Raw genomic sequence first — 22,825 nt, 5'->3', positions numbered from 1 at the left:
AACTCCTTTTCTAAAAACCTAAGAATCCTTCTTAGGCGACAAGATTCAATCCACTGCCCTTGCCTTCAATTGCACGAGGTCTTTCTTTCGAAGACACTTCGATTGGTTGAAGATCATCACGACGACGTCCGTAGGATTTCAATCCTGGCAGTTCCGAATAAGATTCACGGCGTCCTTGTGAACCAAAGTTTTCGTTAAACTGGTTCCAGAACTGGCGAGCTTCTCTTTGCTGACCGTTTCCGTTATTCATATTATTCTGATTTTGCGTCGCTGTATCAGTCGACACGTTATTCACGACGTCGATCTTTACATTTTCCACGGATAATTTGTGGGCAGCAAGACTGGTTTTTAGGTCAGCTAGACCAGTTTCAATCGTCTTTTTGGCTTCTTGCGTATCCGCCGCCATATGAAGATTTACTTTTCCATCTTGCATCATCACCTTCAGGTGAATCGTACCCATGCCTTCAGGGGTCATCTCAACTTTAACCTCGCCGCCACCTTTTTTAATAAGATACTGAGCTTGGTTCATCAGTTGTTTAACCGCTGCATCCGAGTCCGCTGGATTGGCTTGTCCAGTAGGCGCTGGAGCACCCGCCATTGCCAAAGGATCCATTCTCAATGATTCACCTTTGATTGGCTGAGCTTGCAAACCTTCAATACCCGTCAGGCTGTGTTTAAATTCTCCGGCTTTTGTAACTAATTTTTCTGCCGATTCTGCTTTCGCTGGATTCGCCATCCCTTTAAAGAACTCTTGAGAATTCTTTAAGAAGGACTGACCTTGCGAATCCTGCTGTTGCATCATCTGATTTTTTTGCATCAATGCTTGCAACGCCTGAGGGTCCAAAGGTTTTTCAGTTCCTTTAGGGCCTTTCAACGCATCTGAGAACTCTTGCATCAAATCAGCCGACACTTCTTCAGAACCTTGAGCTTGAGCGCCTTCTGCTTTTTCAGCAGCAGCGGCCGCCATTTCCGCTTTACGAGCAGCAAGAGCTGCCAGCAAGCCTGGTGCTAGAGATTCCTTCATTTGGCCCTGAAGATGTGGAGGTAGCTCTTCCATCTTTGGCATATCAGCTGGAGGCTGTGCCGTCGGGACAGGAGCTGCTTGTTCCATTCCTTCTGCCATCGAAAGAACATCGTCTGTAGGCTCTGCAAATGAGGATTCATCCATCATAAGTCTTTGCGCTAAGTTTGAACCCATTGGGTCTGCACCACCCATTGGTGTTGCTGTTGCCTTAGGCTCAGAACGCATCCAGAACTTATCGTTGATTTTATCAACTGACTTCGTCACGGCCGCTTGTTTGTTTTGAGCAGCCGCTATACGCAATTGCATGCTCTCAGCACCCACACCCGTGTTCATCGTTGTTTCTGTCAACGGAACAGGTTTTGGTGGCTGTGACGTTTGTTGCAACTGCACTAACAAAGCGGCGTACATAGCACGTGCTTTCTCAGCGTCGTTGTCGTCCAAATCAAGCTGCTGTATCACAGCATTGACTGTTTCTTCAGGGGATTTTGTAAGTTCGGCGTCGTCCAGGTTCGCCATTGCTTCCACGAGTCGCGTGGGAGGAATTTCGAATTCACTCTCGAAAGAGTCCATGAATTCTTGAATGGCTTTCTGTCGCGTCGAAGCTTTCTTGCTTCCTTGTCCCTCTGGTTTGACGGCCTCTTTGCTGTCTTCCTTCTGCGCTTCGGGTTTCGATCGTTTTTCGTCCGATCTCATCTCGCCGCGAGTTGATTCTTGTTTTTCCGTTCGCTCCGGCTTTTCCGGTCGCTCGGGTTTGCTTAACTTCGCACCCAGCGTTTCTTTGAACGAAGAATCGGAATCTGCATTCTTCTTGAAATCTTTTTCAGAGAATTTTCCCTCTAAATTTGACTTCGCTTCGGCCATCGCAACCATCGGTGATCCGACTGCGATGTTCTGTAACAAACCTTCCTCCTTCCATAGAAAAAAGTTTTATGTTCTCTCTCTAAATCACATCAAAAAATTATCTGGCGCTCGCAGGTGAACGTCTTTTGTAACCCGCAAACATTTCAGATAAAACCTGAGCCTTTTCAGGCTTCAGTAAGTTCATGATATCAGCAGCATTCTTCTTTTTCATACGACCAAGTATTTCAACTGCCAAATCCTCGTCCATTGTCTCAAAGACTTTAGCCGCCTGTGGCGCCTTCATATTGGAGTACATTTGGACCAAGGTATCGATTTTCTGATCGTCAACTTTTACGCGATCTTCAAGAATTGAAGAAATCTTACCGCGCATTTCTTCAAGTTCCTTCATGCGCTTTTCAAGTTCCCCTTTTTGCGCTTGAAGCTCCGTTTCCATACGATTGAGTTCTTCTTCTCTTGCATCGAGTTCTTTTTTACGTTCATTGAGTTTTTGCAAATGATCCAAATCAGACGCTGACATTGTCGCAGTCGGCGGAGCTGGAATGGCCTCTGCCAAGGCTTTTTCCGTCGCGGGCTTTGTTGGAGCCGCTGGCGCTTCTGCGTAGGCTTCACCTGTCATGGTGACTTCCACACGCTTGATCATTTTTTCAACTTCTTCGTGATTTTCAAATCCCCAAACAGCAACCAAAAGTCCCATGAAAGAGACACCGATCATTTTCCAAGGAACAGAGGCTTTTTTCTTTTTGCGAGGAGCTTGAACTTTTAAACGGCGGCGCAGTTGCTCTTCAACGTCTTCAGAAGCAAGATCTAAATTTAAACGTGGCGAAGTCGAGTGTTTATTAAATTTCACCCCAGAAGTCTTATTCGCCGCTTGTCTTGCGTTCTTAAAAAACTGATCGTAGCCGCTTTTCATATAGTTTAACTTTCCTTCACAGCCTTGAAGCGCAGAATACTCTGCTCGTCATTTTCTTTCTGCTCTTGGGCGAGCCGCTCTTGACGATAGTCCTCGAACTTATTTTCTCGCATCTTTTCCATAATTTTATATTCCTGAGCGGCTTGTCGCAAAATCTCTCTCTTGGCCTCGACCAATTTTTCGAATTCTTGAACTTTTTGCTCTTGGGTGTGGATACGACGGCGCTGGCCCTTTAGAAATTCGTGAATTTGTTCGAGTGCTGGACCTTGGGCCCCACCCATTTTCGTAAGCTTGCCGATTTGATCATAGGCATTTGCCACGTCCTGATTCATTTTGTTCAGGATTTCAACTTGTTCATTTAAAAGTGACTGCGCTTCTTGAAAGTCCTTTTTGACGAGATTTTCACGAAGTTTGCGATGCTCGAGAACTTTTTGCAGTGGGAACTTAAATTTCACCAAGCCCCCTTAGATTAAGCATTCATCAGAATCTGTTGCATCATTCTAACTGTCGATGTGAAGTTCGTTGGGTCTTCGACTCTTTGTTTGAGGAAGTCATTGACCTGATCAATCACGCGCACCGCTCGGTCAATCTTGGGATTGGAACCAGCTTTGTAAGCACCAATATTAATCAAATCTTCAGCTTCCTTATAGACCGCAAGAGTCTCACGCAGCTTTTGCGCCAGTTTCGCGTGTTCTGGAGACGAAACCGCTCTCATCACACGACTTGCACTCTGCATGATATCAATTGCTGGGAAATGGCCTTTTTGCGCCAATGTACGACTTAAAACGATGTGACCGTCTACGATCGAACGAACGGAGTCCCCGATCGGATCATTCATATCATCCCCTTCAACAAGGGTCGTATAGAAACCTGTGATACTGCCTTGGCCTTCAAAGTTCCCTGCACGTTCCAACAGTTTTGGAAGAGTGGCGAACACACTTGGCGTATAACCCTTTTGTGATGGCGGTTCACCGGTGCTGAGACCGATTTCACGTTGAGCCATTGCAAAACGAGTCACTGAATCCATCATCAAAAGAACATTCTTTCCTTGAGCACAGAAGTATTCAGCTAATGCTGTAGCCACATAGGCACCACGCATCCGCAGAAGCGGACTCTGGTCACTTGTCACACAGACAACAACCGAACGAGCCATCCCTTCAGGTCCCAAATCGTGCTCAATAAATTCACGCACCTCACGACCCCGTTCGCCGATCATGGCGATCACGTTGACGTCGGCATTGGTATTTCGTGCCATCATCCCCAAAAGGACGGACTTACCCACACCGGAACCCGCCATAATAGCGACACGTTGGCCAAGCCCCGCGGTTAATGCTCCATTAATGGCCCGAATCCCCAAATCGATAGGTTCGCGAATAGGCCGGCGATCCAAAGGATTGCGAACTTCGCTATAAAGAGGCACCTCACGGAAGTTCTCGATTTCAGCACCGTCGTCCAAAGGACGACCTAAACCATCCACCACGCGACCTAAGAGTTCATCGCCCGCACGAACAGTGGCAATTTGACGAGAAAGAGTAATTTTAGAACCTAAGGCAACGCCTCTCATATCATTGAGAGCCATCATCAAAACATGCTTATCTTTAAATCCCACCACTTCGGCAAGAAAGCTTTTATCCATGCCCGCAGGACTGATCTGCACAATGGAACCAACGCTCGCTCCAGGGAGATACCCCTTGATCAACATACCATTGACCTCAGTCACCTTACCGCTGTCGCGAGTCAAGTGGACGAGGTCAACAAGTTCACTGTATTTTTCAATCTGAAGAGCGAGATCACTCATTTTTAGCCTGCAATTTTATCTTTAACTTTAGGAATGTTTTCTGAAAGTACGGACCACAATTGCTCAAGACGTTGCTCAATACGAGCATCGACTTCGCCATAGTTTGTTTCCACAATGCAACCGCCATCCGCGATTTCGACATTGGGCTCAAAACGGATCTTTTTGATGAATTCAAAATCACGACCCATTTCTTTTTTCAGCTCTTCCATAAATTCGAACTGTGATTGTGACACATGAACCGTGATATTTTCTTCGTCTTGCGCGAGACCGACGGCATCACGCAAAACTTCAATCATCGCTTCATTATTGTCTTTAAGCTCAGCCTTCGCGATACGCGATGCCATCTGGAACATGAGTTTAATGAGGTGACTCTCGTTGAAAGCCGCCATATCTTTTTTCATTCCTTTGATAGCCAAAATCAAACTGTCAAAGGTTTCCATTTTTTCCCGAATCTCAGCGGAAACTTTTTGGAAAGCTTCCTTACGCCCCTCTTCAAGACCCAATTGATAAGCTTCTTGATAAGCACCTTCTTGAATCTCTTTGAGTTTTTCAAGTGCGCCAGCTTCGATTTTTTCTTGTTCACTCATGTGTTCGACTTGGTCGACACCTGTTTGCACACGAACCGCATCGTTCATGCGGAAATCAGAACCACGGCCTTTTTCAGTTAAGTAGTTAAGAGCCTGCTCGGGTGCGCCCAAGTCAAAGCGCATTGGAACGAATTCCAACACGGTTTTTTCCGCCACTTCCTTATCCAGAACTGACTTTGCCTGACGATTAGACCATTGCATCTTCCGAACCACCTCTTGCAATTAGGATCTTGCCTTCCGCCTCTAGACGGCGAGCTGCATTGACGATCTCTTGTTGTGCCTGTTCGACATCTGACAAACGAGAAGGTCCCATGTTCGATAGATCTTCGCGCAACATCTCGGCCGCACGAGCAGAGATATTTTTGAAGATTTTTGCACGAATATCTTCGCTCGCTGTTTTGAGAGCCAAAAGAAGCTTGTCGTTCTGAACTTCTTTGAGAAGCGCTTGGATTCCACGATCGTCGATTTTGACGATATCGTCGAATACGAACATAAGCTTACGAATCTCTTCAGCCAAGAGTGGATCTTTTTCTTCAAGACGCGACATGATCGCAGTCTCGGTGTTTTTATCCATAACGTTGAGCATTTCAGCAACCGGCTGAACACCACCAAGAGCTGCTTGTTCAACAGTCGCAGTATTCGCCAATTGATGTTTCAACACGCGGTCGATCTCAGCAATAAGTTCGGGGTCCACGTGCTCAAGATTGGCCATACGAAGAACGACTTCCGCTTGCAATGCTTCTGGAAGACGTTTTAGAACCTCACCTTTTTTCTCTGGCTCTAAGTGAGCCAAGATCACCGCAACAGTTTGCGGATGCTCATTCACAAGGAATGTTGCCAATGATTTCGCATCGACCATTTCAAGAGACTCAAGAGAACGTGATCCGCCGGAAGTGATATTCAAACCACCCAGGATACCACGTGCGCGCTCCTCACCCAAAGCATCGACAATCGTGTCTTTGGAAGAGATCGCTTCGGAAAAGATATAATCTTCAGTCTCAGAAACCATTTCATAGAACTCTTCAAGCACACGCTTTGTCACGTGCACAGGAACGACACGCAATTTACTCATCTGATTGATGAGCTTACGGATATCAGCGTCGTCCATACGGCGCAAAAGAACTTTCACAGCATCACGGCCAAGATAATTGATAAGGATTGCGGCCTTATCAAAGCCCTTAAGCTGTTCGTATTCAATATTATCCGACTTATGTAGTTTCATTAAGTATCCTTCCTAACAAGCCACATACCGAAAGCATTTGCCGCTTTCTCTTCATCTTTTTGCATCGCTACCATGATACGGTCTTTAAGAAGTTCACTCTCGGCTTTTTCAGGATCAATAGATTCCTGTAAAACTGGAAGAGCGGTCGACATACCAGGAAGCGTGTTATCAACAGATTGAAGTTCTTCAAGTTCCTCGATCGTTCTTGGCAACATTTCCTCAACAGAGTCTTGGAAGCTGTCTGTGATCCATTGCATGAATGGACGAACTACGATGAAGAAGAACAAAGCCAAACTGAAACCCAGCAATGCCCATTTGAACAAAGCATGGATCAATTTCTTTCTTTCCAGCGTTGTCAGGATTTTCTCTGCTTCAGAGAAGTCTTCAGGTTGGAATTGGATATTTTCGATTTTTACACTGTCACCACGTTCTGCTTTAAAGCCGATCGCGTTTTTAACAAGGTCTTCGTATTTTTTAAGTTCTTCTGCAGAACGAGGTTGCCACTTCGTCTCTGTTGTTCCGTCTTCTTTAGTTGTTGTGACAGACACACCGTCAACAACAACTGCGACGCTCACTCGCTCCAAGTTACCAGCCGCTTCACGAATGTTGCGCACTGTTTTTGGAACTTCGTAGTTTACGGTTTTTAATTCCTTTTTAACGTCTTGGCGGAAACCCACTGTGCCTTGATCTTCCGCACCTGGAAGATTCGCACGCGAACCTGGAACACCGGAAGGATTCGTACGAGAGCCATCCAAAGATTCTTCTTCCGATTGTTGAGAGCGAATCGCTGTTTTATCTGGGTCTACTGATTCTTCAACAGAAGAAATCACACGGTGATTTAATGTCGCATCTACTTTTGCAACAACTTTGGCATGACCGACAACTTTAACCAAGATGTCTTCGATACGGTCTTCAAGGTCGCCTTCAACTTTTGCTTTCAGCTCTAAAAGTTCATTGCTGCCACCCGTTGCGCCATCACTTTGACGAGTGAGAACCTTACCACGCTCATCAAGGACCGTGACTTTATCAGCATCCATGCCTTCAACCGCATTGGCAACGAGGTAACGGATACCACGAACTTGTTCCGCTGCGAGTTCTTTACCCTGATGAAGTTCAACGACAACGGAAGCTGACGGTTGACCACCTTCTTCAAGGAATGTTTTCTTATTAGGAAGGGCCAAGATAACTTTAGATTGCTTAACGGCTGTAAGCGTATTGATCGCTCTCATCAACTCACCTTGGAGGGCTCTTTGGTAGTTGATTCTTTGCGCATAAGAATTTACGCCGAAGTCTTGCTTATCGAAAAGCTCAAGACCGATATTCCCCATTTTTGGAGAACCGATCTCTGACATAAGCGTCATTTGAGTGGAGTGCAAAAGTTCTTTCGGAATCGCCACAGTTTTACCACCATCGCGCAATTGGAATGGGATATTTTTCTCATTCAATTTCGCTACGATTGTGGAAACTTGTTCCGTCGGAATATTTGTGAAAAGTGGAATGTAGTCTTTCCCAGAGGCCATAAACAGCATGGTAAAGAGGGCCACTGCCGCAATGACAGTAACAGCAATGACAGATAGTCTTTTTGTTGGTCCCAGATTTTTAAAGAACTCACGAAACTGGACGACCAATCCACCGAAAATCTTATTCAAGAAACCCCTCCAACCCTAAAACTAAACCTGCATCTTCATAACTTCTTGATACGCATCGATGATCTTGTTGCGTACTTGCACCATCACACGCAATGCGATATCTGCTTTTTCCGCGGCGATCATGACATCAGCCACATTGTCAGTCTTACCAGTTGCCAAAGCTTGCATCGCTTTGTCTGAAGACTTTTGCATTTCATTGACGCTGTTGACGGCATCTTTCAATGTGTCGGCGAAGCTCTTACCCGCATCGGATGTTGAACTCGTAGATGACGATCCCCCGATTGATAACGACTGAGAATCGCCCGTTCCTCGGACCATTCCCGTATCAAGGAATCTGTTTGCATTTGATACAGTAAAACCCTCCATGGCTTCACCTTTCTGTTACTTAAAATTCTAGTATAAACTATGTCAAAAATCCTGCTTTTTTACTCGGGTCCAGGGAACATTATTCCCAGTTTACCGACCAATCTCTAAAGCCGACAAAGCCATGTCCTTAGAGGCTTGCACGGCACTGACATTGGCTTCATAGGAACGCGATGCCTGTATCATATTGGTCATCTCTTCCATAAGATTGATATTGGGATACGCCACGTACCCATCAGCATTTGCATCTGGATGATCAGGCTCATATTTTAACAATGGAGCCTTACGATCTGAGACGACATCGGTGACCTGGACTCGCTGAAAACTTCCTGCCGGATCATTTGATGTAATGATCTCGCCAAAGTTTTTTGCATCTGGCATAGATTCGAAAACCACATCTTTACGACGGTACGGACCACCCTCAGGTGTTTGTGTGGTATTGATGTTTGCGATATTGCTGGCAATGGTGTTCATGCGCATTCTTTGCGCTGCCATACCACTGCTACTAATTCTCATCCCTGTTAAGAAATCAGCCATCTTCTACCCCCGCCCTTAGCGACCTTCGCTTGCGGCATACTTAAGTGCTGCCATTTTTTTGTTAATCAACTGCAACGCTGATTTGTACATGATGGCGTTTTCAGACAACGCCGACATTTCTTTTTCTAAATCCACGGTGTTGCCGTCATTATTGACAGCACCTTCTGGGTCTTCATAGATATCAGGTCTAGTTTTAGAAACAGAAACCCCACCCACAGCGAAGTGCTCTGGATTGCTCGTGCTCAAACCATTCGCTCCATCCATATCAAGAGCGCGAGCCAAAGCATTTTCGAAATCCATTTTCTTTGCATGATAGCCAGGCGTTTCCGCATTGGCGATATTTGAAGACGTCACGTTATGACGAATTTGGCGCAAAGCCAGTGATGACGCTAAGGCATTGGTTGTTTTATCAAAAAGACCATTGCTCATAGGACCCCCTCTGTTTCTTTATATTCGTTCAATTTATTTCTAAGTGTACGAATGCTGATCCCTAACAACTGAGCCGCACGCGTGCGGTTCTGAGCCGTAAGCTCGAGGGTCTGTAAAATCAGACGCTTCTCAACCTCAGAAAGGGACATTCCCGGTGCAAAATCAGCATTGATTTCTTCTTTTGCGACCTCAAGTTGAATATCTTGAGCCTGGATCAGTGAATTTTTTGCAAGGACCACAGCTCTTTCCAAAACATTTTCAAGTTCACGGATGTTTCCAGGCCAGCTCCAAGACATCACGCGGCCCCAAGCTTCCGGCGTCAATTGCAGGCCTGTTTTACCGTGCATGATTTGAGTCACTTCTAAAACGAAGCGAACAATACTTTCCATGTCCTCCGCACGATCTTCCAAACGTGGAATTTCTAAATGCACGACTGCCAATTTATAGAACAAATCCTGACGGAACTGTTCTTGTTTGACCATCGCACGCAAATCGCGGCGAGTTGTGGAGATAAATCTTGGTCTTTGTGGAGACTCAATAAGTTTCATCAATTCCGTTTGCAAATGAGCGGAAGCACAATCCAAATCTTCAATGATCAATGTGCCACCGTCGACTTTAGAAAAATCAAAACCACCTGGATTGCGACACTCTAAAACATACAAACGTGGAGAACGACTTTTCGTATAGATGTAACGAGCCAAGCTTGTTTTACCTACACCGGCATCACCTACGATCAAGAGGCTGGCTTGAGTGGCCGCCAACTGCAAGGACAGTTGCTTCACTTCGCGTGCTTTCGCATTCTCGATATGTAAAGCATCAAAATCAAAGTACGACATTCCTTCTCCTACTTCCCGGTTTCGTTCTCAGACATAGCTGGAATTCTTTTGATATATTTCTTATAACCATCGCGCCATTCGGAATTCTGAAGCTGCTCGTGAGCAAGGTTTTTCCAGAATTCACTCTTAGGTCCTTTGAACTCATTCCAAATATCAGCGGCCTTTTGGATCTCGCCTTTTTTGAAATACAACTGACCTAGTTTGTAGCGAATAGATGACAACGGACGTTTCTCTTCATACTTCTCTAAAAGATTCTGATAAGAAGACATGGCAAGATCGGTTTTATTTTGTTTCAGATAAATATCGCCCATCATTTCAAGAGCCTTGGCATGAGTGACTGGAGCCACCTTGCCAGAGTCTTGAGAAAGTTGATCGACCATTTTCAAAGCCTGCAAAGACTCATCAGACTTACCTTGTTTTTCCTGAAGTTCGGCAAGACGCAAGTAAGGTTCAGCCACAAGTTCCGGCTGACCTTTCCAAGTTTTTAACAACTCTCCTAGATAACGAATTGCCGATTCCGTATCGCCTCTTTTTTCCAGCAAACGTACGGCGATTTCAACGCGTTCAATTTGATCTGTTTCCGGAAGTTTTTCTGGAGACTTAATGGCTTTCAAGTACTCATAAGACTGACTGAATTTACCTTCTTGTGCCAAGATTCCTGACAGACGCAAATTCAATTCATCTTCCGACGGTGTTTGTTCTGTTACTTGAACTTCACGAGCTTCATCAGTCCCGCGAATGGCATAAAGACGATTCAAAACATCTTTATAGTACTTCTCTGCTTCCGTTGGAACACCGGCCATTTCAAATGCACGGCCTAAGTTGAATTTTGTATCCAAGCGTTTTGAATTCTTCAACCAGCTGTCAGCGTATTGCTTATGAGTTTTAAGTGCTGCGATAAAGTTTTTATTATCGATCTCTGTCTGAATCTTGTCGTTAATATTGGAAACAATACGACGTGTGATGAGGTTTACATCGACTGTGGATGGATGCTCTTTGTAGTATTTAGACAATAGATCCACAGAGTTCTGGAATTCATCACGTGAAGAATATCCGTCAGCGACCATGACTGTTGCAAACTGTTCCGCATTTGGCAGATCCATTTTTTTCGCGAGTGACATGATTTCTTCAACAGCGTTTTGAACTTCTTTAGGTTTCATGCCTTTCATGCGAGCACTCAGTAAGCGCAAACGAGCAATCACCGCATTTGGATTTTCACCATAACGGAAGTAAGTTTCAAGATAAGCGCCCATCACACGAGACTTGTCAGCACCCAAAATTTCCAACAATTCACCCAAACGAGTCATTGCCAGCGGCGAATGATTGTTGCTTGGAAAACGTTTGATGAAATCACGGAAGACATCGATACTTTGCGTGTACTTTTGTTGACCAAAAAGAGATTCCGCTTGGTTGAAAAACGCATTCGGATAATAGTTCTGACCTTCGGGATATTTTTTAAGAGCTTGTTGATATTCATCAACAGCCTTGGCGTAGTTTTTCGCTTTTGTCCAAACGTCTCCACGGCGATAAGCGGCTTCAACCTTTAGATCACGGTTTGACGACGTCTTTTCAACTTCGTCGAATTTTTCAATCGCTTCATTCCACTTATTCAATTTCATGAACGCCAGGCCCGAACCCAAACGCGCAAGATCTTTCGACAGCGCCCCGTAAGATTTATTTGCGTTATGTTCGTTGAAATAACGAAGACAATTTAGGAAATCACCTTTTTCAAGAGCTAAATAGCCCAGCTTAAGAGATGTTCTTTCGGCCAGAGGAGACTTCGGATGTTTTTCGATCGCTTCTTTATAAAGCTGCATTGCCTCTTCATACTCATTTGCACGACCTTCCTCTTGCCACAAAGACAAGTGAACATCCGCTGTCATGAAGTCGATCAATTCATTGTATTCAGATTTAGGGTATTTTTCGGCGAACCAATCGCGAGTTTTTAAGTAAACTGCGAATCTTTTCTTTTCAAAAAGAGTCAGAAGCAAACGCGCTTGTTTGTTTTCTTCGCTGTCTTTTGGAGAAATCTCGTACAACGTCGGAGAGATCTTGATTTTCTCCCACTGACTGACAGGAGTTTCTAGCATTGGGAACGGGATATAATAATTGCTCTTTGCTTTAATGATCGCGTCTTCTTTGATCTCATATGGCTTTAAAGCAAAGCGTTCATATTGTGGATCGCCACCATCAAAAATTCCACCGTGAGATGGCAAAGTGTTTGCCGCGACTGCCACACCTTGTGGAGCAACCGTCAACGCATCCGCTGTTGCAGGCTTACGACCTTTTGCAGTTTTTGCTTTTACGTCTGTTTTCACAACTTTAGCAGGAAGCTCCGTCGGAATTGTTTCATCTTTTTTCGCCGCAACCGGCGCTGGTTTTGCTTTGCTGTTGGGATTGACGTAGAAATCCATGATCAAACGCGAAGGCTGATCTGTTAAATAGTCAAATGTATCAATGTTTTCTCCGGAGAGAGTGAATGAGATCACAGATTTTCCATCTGGACCGTTTGTATCGACCTCAACCTTTGAAACAAAATCACTTTTAAATGTAGAAAAAGACTTCACAGTGGATTCATCAACCGACGGAACCGTCATTTGCACAACGGTCTTACCCTGACGTTCCAAGCGTTTAACGTCGTAATCCCAATTTTGACGCCCCATCAACTCCATGTGAACAGTGTCACCTTGGAAATTAATCACGCCATTGACCTTGTCAGCCGCGTTCACAGCTAGACCAAAGATCAGGCATCCTGCCACAACAACAAATCGCAAAGTGTTCACTCCTTGAACCCCTTCTTTTCCCTGCAAATTGCCGTTGCACATACGATGCCAGGGGTTTCAACAAGCTCGTGGCAAATATGTTCAAGATGGGCAAAAAGTTTCATAGGATTATTGTCATCCCTGACAAACTCATGACAGAGACCTTGGTCCTGAAATGGAGTAGAACGACTAACTTTTCTTCAACGGATTCCGATAAATAGGCGATATGAGAAACCACTATTTATTCTGCATCATGATGATATTTCTCAACGGCTGCGTGTCCGTCGAACTACCGAACTCAAAAACCACAACCGCGAAGGATGTGCAATGGAGCTCACCGGGCCGGCCTTTTAAAGAAATTAAAGCCGCAAACTCGGACCGTACGTGGTTAAGCTCTGCGACTGGCAACACGATTTCGTATCTTTCGGAGTGCGGAAACTCAGCTGATCCAAGCTTGCAAATTTTGGAAGCAGAATCTCTAAGCGCTATTAGCAGAATCACTCCCGTCAGTGCGAAAGGCTTCGATTTTAACGGTCGTGCTGCACGTGAAAGCATTTCTTCAGGTGAAGTCGATGGTGTTCCCGTGCAACTGAAACTTTTGGTTTTTAAAAAGAACGGCTGTAACTACACACTCAGCTACGGTGGCGTGCTTAAAAACTTTTCTACGGAAGAAAAATACTTCGAAGATTTCAAAAAGAATTTTAAGGCACCCTAGACGATGGAAAACCTAGCCCTTCCTTTCACAGTCTTTATGCTTGAGATGCTCCACTTCCTCGGTGGATTGGGCCTGCTTATGCGTGACGTGGTCAAGGAACTTTTCACGGGACGTTTCTATTGGAAACTTTTGGTGGAGCAAATTTACCAAATCGGTATGCGTTCCATGCCGTTAATTTTAATTACCGCGATCAGCATCGGGATGGTGATGTCTCTGCAATTCGGTTTAGGTCTCGAAAAATTCGGTGGCAAGTTGTATATTCCAAAACTTCTTGCCGTGACCATCTTACGAGAAATGGGGCCAGTGTTCACAAGCTTGATGCTAGCAGCTCGTGTAAGCGCCGGTATTGCGAGTGAAATTGGCAGTATGGTCGTCACTCAGCAAATCGATGCGATTCGCGCTCTCGGCACCTCCCCGATTCGTAAGATCGTGATTCCCCGAGTTCTCGCTTGCCTGATCACGCTACCGATTCTGGTTTCGTTTGCAAACGTTGTAGGAAATTTGGGCGGCTTGATTGTCGGAGCTGTCGAATTAAACCTCGATCCCCAATTTTATCTCCTCAAGGTTTTAACAACATCTTCGATCCAAGATTATCTCTCGGGATTTGGCAAAACGTTCTTTTTCTCGATCTTTATCTCTGTTCCTGCCTGCTACTTTGGCTTGACGGTTAAAAACGGTACCAAAGAAGTCGGTATCGCAACAACCAAAGCTGTTGTGGTCTCATCGATTATGATTGTTGTTGGAGATTTCTTTTTGTCGAAACTTTTCTGGATTGTGGAGAAAATGATATGAGTCAAAACTCACAGAGCGTGATTGAAGTCATAGATTTCCATAAATCCTTTGGCGAAAAGAAGGTTCACCAAGGTGTCAGCTTTTACGTTAAAAAAGGTGAATGCCTGGCGCTTATTGGGGGCTCAGGAACTGGTAAAAGTGTTCTTTTGCGAAGTCTGGTAGGACTGGAAAAACCCGACAAGGGCCAAGTCTTGATCAATGGTCAGGACGTGACGCCAATGAATGAAACGGAGCTCATAGAGGTTCGCAAAAAAGTCGCCTATGCTTTTCAAGGTGGCGCTCTTTTTGACTCAATGACCGTTTATGAAAATCTGGCGTATCCACTGCGCGAACATTTTCATCTTTCCGAATCAGAAGTTGCCAAACAAATCAAAGACCAGTTGGAAGAGTTCGGGCTTCCGAATTCAGAAAAGCTTTATCCAGGAAATTTGTCAGGCGGTATGCAAAAACGCGTCGGCTTAGCCCGCGCGATGATGATGCATCCTGAAGTGGTATTGTATGATGAGCCCACTGCAGGACTTGATCCTTACAACACCAAACGTATTCAGGAGTCGATCCTTAAGCTCAAAGCCAAAGGTGTGACTTCAATTCTTGTCACTCACGATATGCCAACGGTATATGCCGTGTGTGATAAGGTCGCTCTTCTTGCTCAGGGCCGTATCAGTGAGCAGTATACAATTGAAAAACTTAAAACTGAGCCTACTGGGCCGATGTCAGACTTTATTAACGGAGAAACTGCCTAATGGAATCCCACCCTAGCACCCAACTCAAAGTCGGAATCTATTTAACGGTCGGATTGATTGTAATCTTAGGATCGATCTTTTTCCTTGGCGCAGACAAAGCTCTTTTCACCAGCTACACTCGCTTGCATTCACACTTTGAGCAAGTGCAGGGCTTAGCTGTTGGTAGCGTGGTTTCGCTTTCCGGTGTTGTTGTCGGTAACGTTGAAGACATCACCTTTGTTCCAGATAAGAATTATTTGGACGTAAAATTAAAAGTAAATACCAAATTTTTGAATCGCATCCGCGAAGGCTCGCAGGTAGAAATCCGCACTCAAGGTGCGCTGGGCGATAAATTCGTTTATATCATACCAGGTGATCCAAGAAATCCTGTGGTCAAAGAAGGTGATGTTCTGGAAATCGCAAAAGCAACCGACCTGATCGGAATTCTTTCTGAGCGTGGCAGCGAAGCGAATAAGATTTTTGATATCATCACTGAGTTACAAAAAATCACTCATGCAATTAACGCCGAGGGTGGTTTGGTCAAAACTATGGCCAACCTCGAAGTGGCAACAGGTCACTTCAGTCGCGCCAGCAAAGACGCTCAAGCCGTATTAGAAAAAATGGCGCAGGGAAATGCCGGTGAAAAATTTGCGGCTGCGACGGATCGTCTAGAGTCTATCCTTGGTAAAATCGACCGTGGTGAAGGTTCACTGGGGCTTTTGGTCAACGACCCGAGCGTACACAATCAGCTCAAAAGCTTCTTGGGTGGCTCAAGCCGTAAAAACCATGTGAAGTCTCTCCTTAGAACTTCAATCGAAAAAGAAGACTAGCCTAGAAGAGGAGGAGATTTCGCTCCTCTTCAAAACTATTGCAACGCCATCCAATCAAAAGAAGAACGATTGGCCATAGCTGATGTGTTTGTTGAAGTCCAACATTCAACACGGAATTGAAGCTTTGACAGCTTCGTGTAGCGGCATTGGTAGGCATCGACGGTATTGCCATCTAAAGCATCGTAGTTCCCATCATTCATCGAAACCATAATGTGCGGATCTGGAAGGGTGTCTTCAAATCCATATTCCGCGAGATCAATGTCCTTTAATCCTAAAGGGCCGGACCCAATGACGTTGGATTGCGATGCCACATGATGAACGCCTGCCCCCTGTACACCCAAGCAAGATTTGATAAATCGATGATTCGGAGTGGAGGGAGGCGCTGTTTCAAGTTCAAGTCTTTGCACCAAACGAATGGGTTTCAAGGGAATTTCTCCATCACCAGCTTGAAATGAGATCACCCATTCTCCAAGCCAATTTGTTGGCGAACTGTTAATCGATCGAAGATTGGCAAGCTCGATGGAGCGAATACGAAGACCTGAATTCAAAGTCGTGTCGCTTTCAACCAAAATGGTGCTATCGGCGGCACATCCCGTTCTGAGTTTTGAAAATGGAATTCGCTGGGAAGCAACTGGAGCAGTCGCATCAAAATGCAATTGCGGATCGTTACTGTTGTCTTGGGTTAAGTTCGGATTGACCTGGCAGGAGCAAATATCACTTTGCTGGAGAATGAGTGTGGCATAGTTGCGAAGCTCAATTACGTCTTGCTTCCGCTCTAGATGCTTGATCTGTCGTTGTTGGGAAAGTGAGGTGCTAGCGAAGATCATCGCTAAAAAACTCAACAACCCGACACCAACTAATATCTGTACAAGTGAAAAGCCATTTTGATTCAGCAACGTACGAACCGACATATTGAAACGAGTCTAACACGATACAGGGACGTGTCTCGCTAAATAAAAAATGGAAACACTTTCGTGTTTCCATTTGAGAGAAAAAATGCCCCCTACTGAGAAAGTAAGGGGCGCGTAATTAAAAAGACTACCTTAAAACAACATTCAAACTTAACGCCACCGGATCTTTATCATAGCCGAGAGATCCACGGCAGTTGCTGTGTTCTTTGTGAGTGATCACTTTTAAAGTGTCGCGTTGTTCGTTACGAGTCACTACATAGTGACCACCACCCACATTGCGAACTGTGTAAGTGATATTTGTTTCCAGTTTCAAAGTTCGCGTGCGCACGCCTTCGATACGGCAGTTAAAATCAAGATCCTCGTATTGATACTTGTGAAGCGTTGACGATTTCAAAGTGAACTTGTAAGTGCCATCTGCATAAACTTGCCCAACGACCTCACCTTTCGCGTTCACAAGCTTGTCACCTTGAACAGACAAGCGAACATAAGGATCATTCCAAGAGCCCAAAGCACCACATTCAAAAACCGAGAATTCTAACTCAAATTCTTGCGCAGAAGTGTGTACATTCATTGCAACCTTGCATGTGCCCTGACGTGTTTTGCCCGCCTGAGTAAATTCCATCGACCCCTGCCCTTGGATTTCTCCCAAAACCGCCGCCGGAGCCATCGCGCCTGCTAAAACCAATACAAATGCCAATAGAGATACTTTCATTTAAAACTCCTTAAAGATGATGGGGAAATAACAAACAGAACTTCCGTTGTACACCCCAAAATCCGCTGTAGAGTTTATTGACAGGCAGTTTTTCCACGTCAGAAAATTTACAGGCGAAATGAGGCTTCTTTTCCCTTAAATTACAGGTCTTTCACGCGTCTTGGAGGACTATGAAACTCATCGTACTTCTATTCTCAAGCTTGGTTTTGTTAACGGCCTGTGAAGGTCATGAAGCACTGCAAGTGAGCGCAGACAACAGCGCCGGAATTCGTGGTGGTGAAATTGTCTCGGCGGAAGACTCTGTCGCGCGCAAAGTTTTTCATCTCCGTGTCGGGTACGATAAAACTCAAGCGACAAACGACGAAGGTGCGACCGTTTACAAATGGCGAGTCACAACTTGCACAGCAAGTGCTTTGACTCCACGAATCCTTATGACGGCGGCCCACTGTTTTCCAGAGACGACAGATCTTTTGAATGTCGATGTGATCATGCCTGATGGAACAAAAGAAATCATCAGAGGCCAAACTTACATGACTCATCGTCTGTACAACAAAGAAGATCACACGGCAGATCTCGCAATGGTTTTACTTGAGACTTCTCTTCCCGAGGGAACTGAACTTGTAAACCTTCCGTCAAAAGGGGAAGATTTAGGACTGACTTCTATCATCGCCGCCGGTTACGGCGTAACAAGCAGCCTGGTCACTCCAAATGGAGGCACACTTCGCAAAACGGTTCTTGATGTGCAAAAATACGATCCGTTGGATGAAATGATTGTTGTGAATCAGCGAGGTTCTTCTGGCGCCTGCAAAGGTGACTCTGGAAGCTCCGCTCTGTACGAAAAAGATGGTGTGACTTACACCGTCGGTGTGATGTCGTATGCGAATTTTCAAGTACCTAACGGTAAAAAACCAGAATCAATCGAAAAATGTGCCTTTGAGGCCAACTACGTGAACGTGCAATTTCATTTGGACTGGATTCATGCCGTTCTTAAACACTGGGCGAACGAGTAACGATCTTAGTCGTTATCTTGTTCTTCCGGTGCGATCTTTTGAATCATTTCTTTAAATTCGTTTTGATCCTGATTCGGAACTTCTCTGCGATCCAGAGTGAACTTGATATATTTTACAAAGTTATTTTCGAATTTCTGATTGATGGTGTTTTTAATGTGCTCTCGCATGAACACCATTTGTTGCATCCAAGCTGAGCTGCGCACCCAAACAAACAGAGTCCCCCTCTGAAACCCAACGGGTTCGGCGTTTTGTGCGATTGTAGGTCCAACGACTTCTTCCCAACGCGCCCAAAGCTTCCAGCGCATAAACTGCTCAGACAAAGGCGACTTGCCATTTTCGAAAAGACTTTGTAGTACTTCCGAACCGACGGCAAACTTCTTTTTTTTGGGTTTCTGATCGTTGAAATCCATAGCAGTTGAGGAATACCACAATCATGACTAATTTCACGCAAAATAAAAAAATAACTGTTGTTGGCGCGGGGCTCGCAGGTTCTGAATGCGCATTGCAATTAGCTGACATGGGTTATTCTGTGGTTCTTTATGAAATGCGTGATAAGACAATGACACCTGCGCATAAAACCCACAAATTTGCGGAATTGGTTTGTTCGAATTCTTTTGGAACTATGGGCGAAGTTTCTGGTCCCGGCCAACTGAAATGGGAAGCAAAAAATCTCAATTCGCATATTCTCCAAGCTGCTTATGAAGCACAAGTTCCTGCTGGACAAGCTCTTGGCATGGACCGCGAAGTCTTCTCTCAAATTGTAACAGACAAAGTTAAAAATCATCCGCGTATTGAAGTTCGTAATGATGTGGTGACTTCCCTTGCCGATCTTCCGCGTCCTGCTGTTATCGCGACAGGCCCTCTCACGCACGAGGCTCTTGCAGAGGAGATGCGCAAACATTTCGGTGACGAGTTTTTATATTTCTTTGATGCTATTGCACCGATTATTGATGCGGACTCGATCAATGCTGACATCGCTTGGAAAGCCGACCGTTGGGACAAAGGCACGGGCGAGGGCGATTACTGGAATTGCCCTATGAACAAAGAGCAATACGATGCTTTCATCGCGGAGATCGTAGCAGCTAGAAAAATCGAACCAAAAGATTTTGAAAAGACGTCGTTCTTTGAAGGCTGCATGCCGATTGAAACAATGGTGGAACGTGGTCCTCAAACTTTGCGCTTCGGTCCAATGAAGCCGGTTGGCCTTGATAATCCACGCACGGGTCGTTATGCCTATGCGACGGTACAACTTCGTCAAGATAACAAAGAAGGCACAGCGTACAACATGGTGGGTTTCCAGACTCGCATGGCGTATGGCGAACAAACACGTATCTTCCGTATGATCCCAGGTCTTGAGAACGCAGAGTTTTTAAAACTTGGAAGCATTCACAGAAATCTCTTTATCAATTCACCGAAACGCCTCAACAAAGATCTCTCATCTAAGAATGATCCATGGTTGTTCTTTGCTGGACAGATCACCGGTGTTGAAGGTTATTTCGAATCCACGTGCATGGGGCTGTTGGTTGCTCACTTTATCAATCAAAAGTTAAACGATCGTCCGTTCTGTCCCCCTCCGCGAGCGAGTGCGATGGGCTCTTTGCTTGAGGCCATCACCGATGAAACACGTGCAGATCACTTCCAACCAACGAATATCAACTTCGGCCTTTTGCCACCTTTGGCAGAAAAAGAACGCGACAAAGTCGTCAAAAAGCAGAAACAAATCGCATTAGCACAGCAGCAATTCAGTGTTTGGCGTCAAAATCCTGAGGCCTTCCCGTCTTTGTGACGCTGATCTGTAAGCTCAGAGCCACCCTGAATTATTTTCCGCAATTGCCCGCAAAGTAGGTCAAAATCGGCACTTTTTCACATTTTAAAGGTGAAAGAGAGCCTTAAAAGCTTGCACTGGCGGTGCGCCATCAGATACCTAGCCCTCACAAGCTATGAGAGAGATGATTAACTTTCGACATAAGATAGGTCGCATCATAATGGCCGGGAGCCTGGGGCTCTTCGCTATTACTATGAATGGTTGCGACGCAATCTACTGGAATGAGGAGGAGAGCCTGGCGCGCGTGAAGCAGCAGGACTCGATCACCGTCCTCACCACGCAAAGTCCTCTTATATATAGTCAGTCCAAACGCGGTGAAGCCTTTGGTATCGATCATGATCTGATTCAAAACTTCGGTGACTACTACGATATCAAAGTGAAATACGTGGTTTTACCCGATGAAGAATCAGTGATGGCGGCCCTGGCTCGCGGCGAAGGTGATGTGGCGGCGGCCCGCCTGCGCACTCCGGATTCAGTACAAGGCTTCCTCACGGGGCCCGCATATGAAGAAACGCATTTAAGTCTTTACTGCCAAATCAAAGCACAAGTTCAAAACGTTAAAGACCTCAACAACCGTAAAGTCGGCCTACTTAGTAAAGATAACTATCGCGGTCTCTCGCAAAGACTCTCGCAACTTGCACCGACAGTTCAAATTGATATCGTCGAAAATCAAAAAGTTCCTCAACTGCTAAAAGATCTGGCCCTCAAAAAATATGATTGTGTGATTTCAGAAAACTTTAGTGGTGATTTCTATTCTCGCTATCATCCGAGCACAGAAAAAGTAACGGCACTGACTGAAGCCTACTCATTGAGCTGGTTGATTTCTCCGCACAACTCCGACCTTTTGATGTTGATGCAATCTTGGTATCAACAAGCTTCTCGTGAAGATGAAATCATGCGCGTACTGGATCGTTATAAAGCGTATTTAGCACAACTAGATAAACGCGATATCTATCAATTCTTAAAACGTACACGTACGGTTTTACCTCAGTACAAAAAAGCTTTTAAAGAAGCCTCAAGCGAACACAACTTGCCTTGGCAGTTAGTCGCTTCCGTTGCGTATCAAGAATCACACTGGAATCCAGAGGCGCGCAGTTTTACGGGCGTCCGCGGATTGATGCAGCTGACTTCAGATACAGCCGACCATTTGGGCGTGGAAGATCGCACAGATCCTCTGCAAAGTATTTGGGGTGGATCAAAGTATCTGCGCTATTTGCTGGATAAGATGCCAACTTATATCAATGGCAAAGATCGTTTGGCGTTGGCGCTTGCTGCTTACAACGTGGGTTACGCGCATTTGCGCGACGCTCAGAAATTAGCAATCAAAATGGGTCGCAATCCAAACTCTTGGCGCCATATGCGCGAAGTATTGCCTTTGCTTGCCGATCCTGAATACGCTGGTGAACTTGAATATGGTCCCGCACGTGGGTACGAGACCGTGGACTTCGTTGAGCGTGTAAAGTCCTTCTATAACTTGATGAACTCCACTACTTAGTCGTTGTCTCAGCAGCAGCTATCGTTTGAGCCTGGGCCTGCACTTTTCTTACGTTGCTGGCCGGATCTTTTACTTCGGATGGATCATTCACTGACAAAACTAGAATCACAATTGAATAGATGATGCATGTACTCATAGGATCCTCCTCTCAAAGAGTTCCTTAAGTACTATTCTACACGATAATGTAACAATGATTGTTGCATTATTTGGAACAGTGAATTCAGTGGGTTGTTTAACCCCGCGAAACGTGGTGGGACCCTATTCGGAGTCCGAATAAAATCTTGGAATTTTACTCAGAAAAGAGACGAGGTTTATTAGTCTTTACCTTCGAAGTGCGTAGCTTCTTACTCCATTGATACTTCTTTAGGTCGATCTGATTTTGTTCGTCAAACACGATGCCTTCGCTTTTAAGCAAACGCTTTTGTTTCGTGAATTCAGCTGAACCCACTGGGAATGAAATCTTGCCTTGGGAGTTGAGGATTCGCTGCCACGGAAGTTTGTAAGCCTTCGAACTGGAATGAAGAATCCACGAGACACCTCGGGAGCCCTGCGGTTTACCGGCAAGTTTGGCGATCTGTCCATAGGTGGCGACTTTGCCTTTAGGAACTTTGAGAATCAACTCGATGACTTTTTTAGAGAATGGAGATTGTTCTTTCATGTCTTACTCTCAACTACTTATTTGATCTAAAGTCATCTTATCAATAATCCCACCAGATAGAAGTCTCTGCTACAGATACACGCTCCTCGACAACGACTTCCAAAATTCATCAACCCCATGCTCGAGGTTATCTCCAAATTTGAAAAATTCTTTAATTTCATGATGATACGTCGGCAT

24 protein-coding genes are annotated in these 22,825 nt (G+C 45.1%); 7 read left to right on the top strand and 17 right to left on the bottom strand.

The window, feature by feature from the left end; translation table 11 throughout:
• Positions 1-31 precede the first annotated feature (31 nt).
• The 12 genes from ACLWOR_RS09680 to ACLWOR_RS09625 all read right to left on the bottom strand — a co-directional run bounded on the left by ACLWOR_RS09680 (position 32) and on the right by ACLWOR_RS09625 (position 12,999).
• Positions 32-1,924 (bottom strand): flagellar hook-length control protein FliK, encoded by a 1,893-nt coding sequence (locus ACLWOR_RS09680; protein WP_413940498.1) that lies wholly within the window; start codon positions 1,922-1,924, stop codon positions 32-34.
• Positions 1,925-1,982: 58 nt separating this feature from the next.
• Entirely contained in the window at positions 1,983-2,795 is an 813-nt protein-coding gene (locus ACLWOR_RS09675; protein ID WP_413940497.1) for a MotE family protein, read from the bottom strand.
• Between the two features lie 5 nt (positions 2,796-2,800).
• Positions 2,801-3,250: a flagellar export protein FliJ gene (fliJ, locus tag ACLWOR_RS09670; RefSeq protein ID WP_413940496.1), complete on the bottom strand. Its 450-nt coding sequence runs from the start codon at positions 3,248-3,250 to the stop codon at positions 2,801-2,803.
• A 14-nt stretch (positions 3,251-3,264) separates the two neighbouring features.
• The gene (locus tag ACLWOR_RS09665; RefSeq protein ID WP_413940495.1) at positions 3,265-4,593 is read right to left on the bottom strand and encodes a FliI/YscN family ATPase; all 1,329 of its coding nucleotides are present in this window, start codon (positions 4,591-4,593) and stop codon (positions 3,265-3,267) included.
• 2 nt (positions 4,594-4,595) lie between these two features.
• A complete protein-coding gene (locus ACLWOR_RS09660) occupies positions 4,596-5,381 on the bottom strand; it encodes a FliH/SctL family protein (RefSeq protein WP_413940494.1) in 786 nt (261 codons plus the stop codon).
• On the bottom strand, positions 5,368-6,402 hold the full coding sequence (gene fliG, locus ACLWOR_RS09655; RefSeq protein WP_413940493.1) for a flagellar motor switch protein FliG: 1,035 nt from the start codon (positions 6,400-6,402) through the stop codon (positions 5,368-5,370). Before fliG ends, ACLWOR_RS09660 begins: the two co-directional genes overlap by 14 nt.
• On the bottom strand, positions 6,402-8,051 hold the full coding sequence (gene fliF, locus ACLWOR_RS09650) for a flagellar basal-body MS-ring/collar protein FliF (RefSeq protein ID WP_413940492.1): 1,650 nt from the start codon (positions 8,049-8,051) through the stop codon (positions 6,402-6,404). Before fliF ends, fliG begins: the two co-directional genes overlap by 1 nt.
• Before the next feature lie 21 nt (positions 8,052-8,072).
• Positions 8,073-8,417, bottom strand: a complete 345-nt coding sequence (gene fliE, locus ACLWOR_RS09645) for a flagellar hook-basal body complex protein FliE (protein WP_413940491.1) — start codon at positions 8,415-8,417, stop codon at positions 8,073-8,075.
• Positions 8,418-8,507: 90 nt separating this feature from the next.
• The gene (gene flgC / locus ACLWOR_RS09640; RefSeq protein ID WP_413940490.1) at positions 8,508-8,951 is read right to left on the bottom strand and encodes a flagellar basal body rod protein FlgC; all 444 of its coding nucleotides are present in this window, start codon (positions 8,949-8,951) and stop codon (positions 8,508-8,510) included.
• 15 nt (positions 8,952-8,966) lie between these two features.
• Complete coding sequence (gene flgB / locus ACLWOR_RS09635) at positions 8,967-9,380, bottom strand: flagellar basal body rod protein FlgB (RefSeq protein ID WP_413940489.1); 414 nt, start codon at positions 9,378-9,380, stop codon at positions 8,967-8,969.
• Positions 9,377-10,216, bottom strand: a complete 840-nt coding sequence (locus ACLWOR_RS09630) for a sigma 54-interacting transcriptional regulator (protein ID WP_413940488.1) — start codon at positions 10,214-10,216, stop codon at positions 9,377-9,379. The genes flgB and ACLWOR_RS09630 overlap by 4 nt, the downstream gene beginning before the upstream one ends.
• An 8-nt stretch (positions 10,217-10,224) precedes the next feature.
• Entirely contained in the window at positions 10,225-12,999 is a 2,775-nt protein-coding gene (locus tag ACLWOR_RS09625) for a tetratricopeptide repeat protein (protein WP_413940487.1), read from the bottom strand.
• 232 nt (positions 13,000-13,231) lie between these two features.
• Here ACLWOR_RS09625 and ACLWOR_RS09620 point away from each other — a divergent pair, with 232 nt between their 5' ends.
• The 4 genes from ACLWOR_RS09620 to ACLWOR_RS09605 are packed head-to-tail and all read left to right on the top strand — an operon-like array spanning position 13,232 to position 16,037.
• Positions 13,232-13,693 carry a hypothetical protein gene (locus ACLWOR_RS09620; protein ID WP_413940486.1) on the top strand — a complete coding sequence of 154 codons (462 nt, stop codon included), beginning with the start codon at positions 13,232-13,234 and terminating at the stop codon, positions 13,691-13,693.
• A gap of 36 nt (positions 13,694-13,729) precedes the next feature.
• The gene (locus ACLWOR_RS09615; RefSeq protein ID WP_413940485.1) at positions 13,730-14,485 is read left to right on the top strand and encodes an MlaE family ABC transporter permease; all 756 of its coding nucleotides are present in this window, start codon (positions 13,730-13,732) and stop codon (positions 14,483-14,485) included.
• Positions 14,482-15,228: an ABC transporter ATP-binding protein gene (locus ACLWOR_RS09610; RefSeq protein WP_413940484.1), complete on the top strand. Its 747-nt coding sequence runs from the start codon at positions 14,482-14,484 to the stop codon at positions 15,226-15,228. The genes ACLWOR_RS09615 and ACLWOR_RS09610 overlap by 4 nt, the downstream gene beginning before the upstream one ends.
• Positions 15,228-16,037: an MlaD family protein gene (locus ACLWOR_RS09605; protein WP_413940483.1), complete on the top strand. Its 810-nt coding sequence runs from the start codon at positions 15,228-15,230 to the stop codon at positions 16,035-16,037. The genes ACLWOR_RS09610 and ACLWOR_RS09605 overlap by 1 nt, the downstream gene beginning before the upstream one ends.
• A 35-nt stretch (positions 16,038-16,072) precedes the next feature.
• Here the strand turns inward: ACLWOR_RS09605 and ACLWOR_RS09600 are convergent, their stop codons facing one another.
• Positions 16,073-16,948 carry a type IV pilus modification PilV family protein gene (locus tag ACLWOR_RS09600; protein ID WP_413940482.1) on the bottom strand — a complete coding sequence of 292 codons (876 nt, stop codon included), beginning with the start codon at positions 16,946-16,948 and terminating at the stop codon, positions 16,073-16,075.
• Positions 16,949-17,075: 127 nt separating this feature from the next.
• A complete protein-coding gene (locus ACLWOR_RS09595) occupies positions 17,076-17,660 on the bottom strand; it encodes a hypothetical protein (RefSeq protein WP_413940481.1) in 585 nt (194 codons plus the stop codon).
• A gap of 170 nt (positions 17,661-17,830) precedes the next feature.
• On the opposite strand from ACLWOR_RS09595, the gene ACLWOR_RS09590 reads away from it, so the two are divergent.
• The gene (locus tag ACLWOR_RS09590) at positions 17,831-18,670 is read left to right on the top strand and encodes a trypsin-like serine protease (protein ID WP_413940480.1); all 840 of its coding nucleotides are present in this window, start codon (positions 17,831-17,833) and stop codon (positions 18,668-18,670) included.
• A gap of 5 nt (positions 18,671-18,675) precedes the next feature.
• Here the strand turns inward: ACLWOR_RS09590 and ACLWOR_RS09585 are convergent, their stop codons facing one another.
• Complete coding sequence (locus ACLWOR_RS09585; protein WP_413940479.1) at positions 18,676-19,080, bottom strand: DUF721 domain-containing protein; 405 nt, start codon at positions 19,078-19,080, stop codon at positions 18,676-18,678.
• A 23-nt stretch (positions 19,081-19,103) separates the two neighbouring features.
• Here ACLWOR_RS09585 and trmFO point away from each other — a divergent pair, with 23 nt between their 5' ends.
• Together trmFO and mltF are read left to right on the top strand one after the other, a co-directional pair.
• Positions 19,104-20,456 carry a methylenetetrahydrofolate--tRNA-(uracil(54)-C(5))-methyltransferase (FADH(2)-oxidizing) TrmFO gene (trmFO, locus tag ACLWOR_RS09580; protein WP_413940478.1) on the top strand — a complete coding sequence of 451 codons (1,353 nt, stop codon included), beginning with the start codon at positions 19,104-19,106 and terminating at the stop codon, positions 20,454-20,456.
• Between the two features lie 199 nt (positions 20,457-20,655).
• On the top strand, positions 20,656-21,990 hold the full coding sequence (gene mltF, locus ACLWOR_RS09575; protein WP_413940761.1) for a membrane-bound lytic murein transglycosylase MltF: 1,335 nt from the start codon (positions 20,656-20,658) through the stop codon (positions 21,988-21,990).
• On the opposite strand, the gene ACLWOR_RS09570 is transcribed toward mltF, so the two are convergent.
• A complete protein-coding gene (locus tag ACLWOR_RS09570; RefSeq protein ID WP_413940477.1) occupies positions 21,983-22,126 on the bottom strand; it encodes a hypothetical protein in 144 nt (47 codons plus the stop codon). The genes mltF and ACLWOR_RS09570 overlap by 8 nt on opposite strands.
• Positions 22,127-22,279: 153 nt before the next feature.
• Positions 22,280-22,648: an MGMT family protein gene (locus ACLWOR_RS09565; protein WP_413940476.1), complete on the bottom strand. Its 369-nt coding sequence runs from the start codon at positions 22,646-22,648 to the stop codon at positions 22,280-22,282.
• Positions 22,649-22,825 lie beyond the last annotated feature (177 nt).

The sequence above is a fragment of the Bdellovibrio sp. HCB2-146 genome (genome assembly GCF_047345725.1).
In the GTDB taxonomy this organism is placed as follows: domain Bacteria; phylum Bdellovibrionota; class Bdellovibrionia; order Bdellovibrionales; family Bdellovibrionaceae; genus Bdellovibrio.
The sequence above is the reverse complement of the archived record's forward strand: the minus strand, read 5'-3'. Positions and strand labels throughout refer to the sequence as shown.

Bases quoted from the DNA above. Each gene is read 5' to 3' on its own strand.
- ACLWOR_RS09630 (WP_413940488.1), bottom strand. From the start codon at position 10,216: ATGTCGTACTTTGATTTTGATGCTTTACATATCGAGAATGCGAAAGCA.
- ACLWOR_RS09600 (WP_413940482.1), bottom strand. From the start codon at position 16,948: ATGTCGGTTCGTACGTTGCTGAATCAAAATGGCTTTTCACTTGTACAG.
- ACLWOR_RS09665 (WP_413940495.1), bottom strand. From the start codon at position 4,593: ATGAGTGATCTCGCTCTTCAGATTGAAAAATACAGTGAACTTGTTGAC.
- mltF (WP_413940761.1), top strand. From the start codon at position 20,656: ATGGCCGGGAGCCTGGGGCTCTTCGCTATTACTATGAATGGTTGCGAC.
- ACLWOR_RS09675 (WP_413940497.1), bottom strand. From the start codon at position 2,795: ATGAAAAGCGGCTACGATCAGTTTTTTAAGAACGCAAGACAAGCGGCG.
- flgC (WP_413940490.1), bottom strand. From the start codon at position 8,951: ATGGCTGATTTCTTAACAGGGATGAGAATTAGTAGCAGTGGTATGGCA.
- ACLWOR_RS09585 (WP_413940479.1), bottom strand. From the start codon at position 19,080: ATGGATTTCAACGATCAGAAACCCAAAAAAAAGAAGTTTGCCGTCGGT.
- ACLWOR_RS09610 (WP_413940484.1), top strand. From the start codon at position 14,482: ATGAGTCAAAACTCACAGAGCGTGATTGAAGTCATAGATTTCCATAAA.
- flgB (WP_413940489.1), bottom strand. From the start codon at position 9,380: ATGAGCAATGGTCTTTTTGATAAAACAACCAATGCCTTAGCGTCATCA.
- ACLWOR_RS09595 (WP_413940481.1), bottom strand. From the start codon at position 17,660: ATGAAAGTATCTCTATTGGCATTTGTATTGGTTTTAGCAGGCGCGATG.
- ACLWOR_RS09565 (WP_413940476.1), bottom strand. From the start codon at position 22,648: ATGAAAGAACAATCTCCATTCTCTAAAAAAGTCATCGAGTTGATTCTC.
- fliG (WP_413940493.1), bottom strand. From the start codon at position 6,402: ATGAAACTACATAAGTCGGATAATATTGAATACGAACAGCTTAAGGGC.
- fliE (WP_413940491.1), bottom strand. From the start codon at position 8,417: ATGGAGGGTTTTACTGTATCAAATGCAAACAGATTCCTTGATACGGGA.
- ACLWOR_RS09660 (WP_413940494.1), bottom strand. From the start codon at position 5,381: ATGCAATGGTCTAATCGTCAGGCAAAGTCAGTTCTGGATAAGGAAGTG.
- ACLWOR_RS09615 (WP_413940485.1), top strand. From the start codon at position 13,730: ATGCTTGAGATGCTCCACTTCCTCGGTGGATTGGGCCTGCTTATGCGT.
- ACLWOR_RS09590 (WP_413940480.1), top strand. From the start codon at position 17,831: ATGAAACTCATCGTACTTCTATTCTCAAGCTTGGTTTTGTTAACGGCC.
- ACLWOR_RS09605 (WP_413940483.1), top strand. From the start codon at position 15,228: ATGGAATCCCACCCTAGCACCCAACTCAAAGTCGGAATCTATTTAACG.
- ACLWOR_RS09570 (WP_413940477.1), bottom strand. From the start codon at position 22,126: ATGAGTACATGCATCATCTATTCAATTGTGATTCTAGTTTTGTCAGTG.
- ACLWOR_RS09620 (WP_413940486.1), top strand. From the start codon at position 13,232: ATGATGATATTTCTCAACGGCTGCGTGTCCGTCGAACTACCGAACTCA.
- trmFO (WP_413940478.1), top strand. From the start codon at position 19,104: ATGACTAATTTCACGCAAAATAAAAAAATAACTGTTGTTGGCGCGGGG.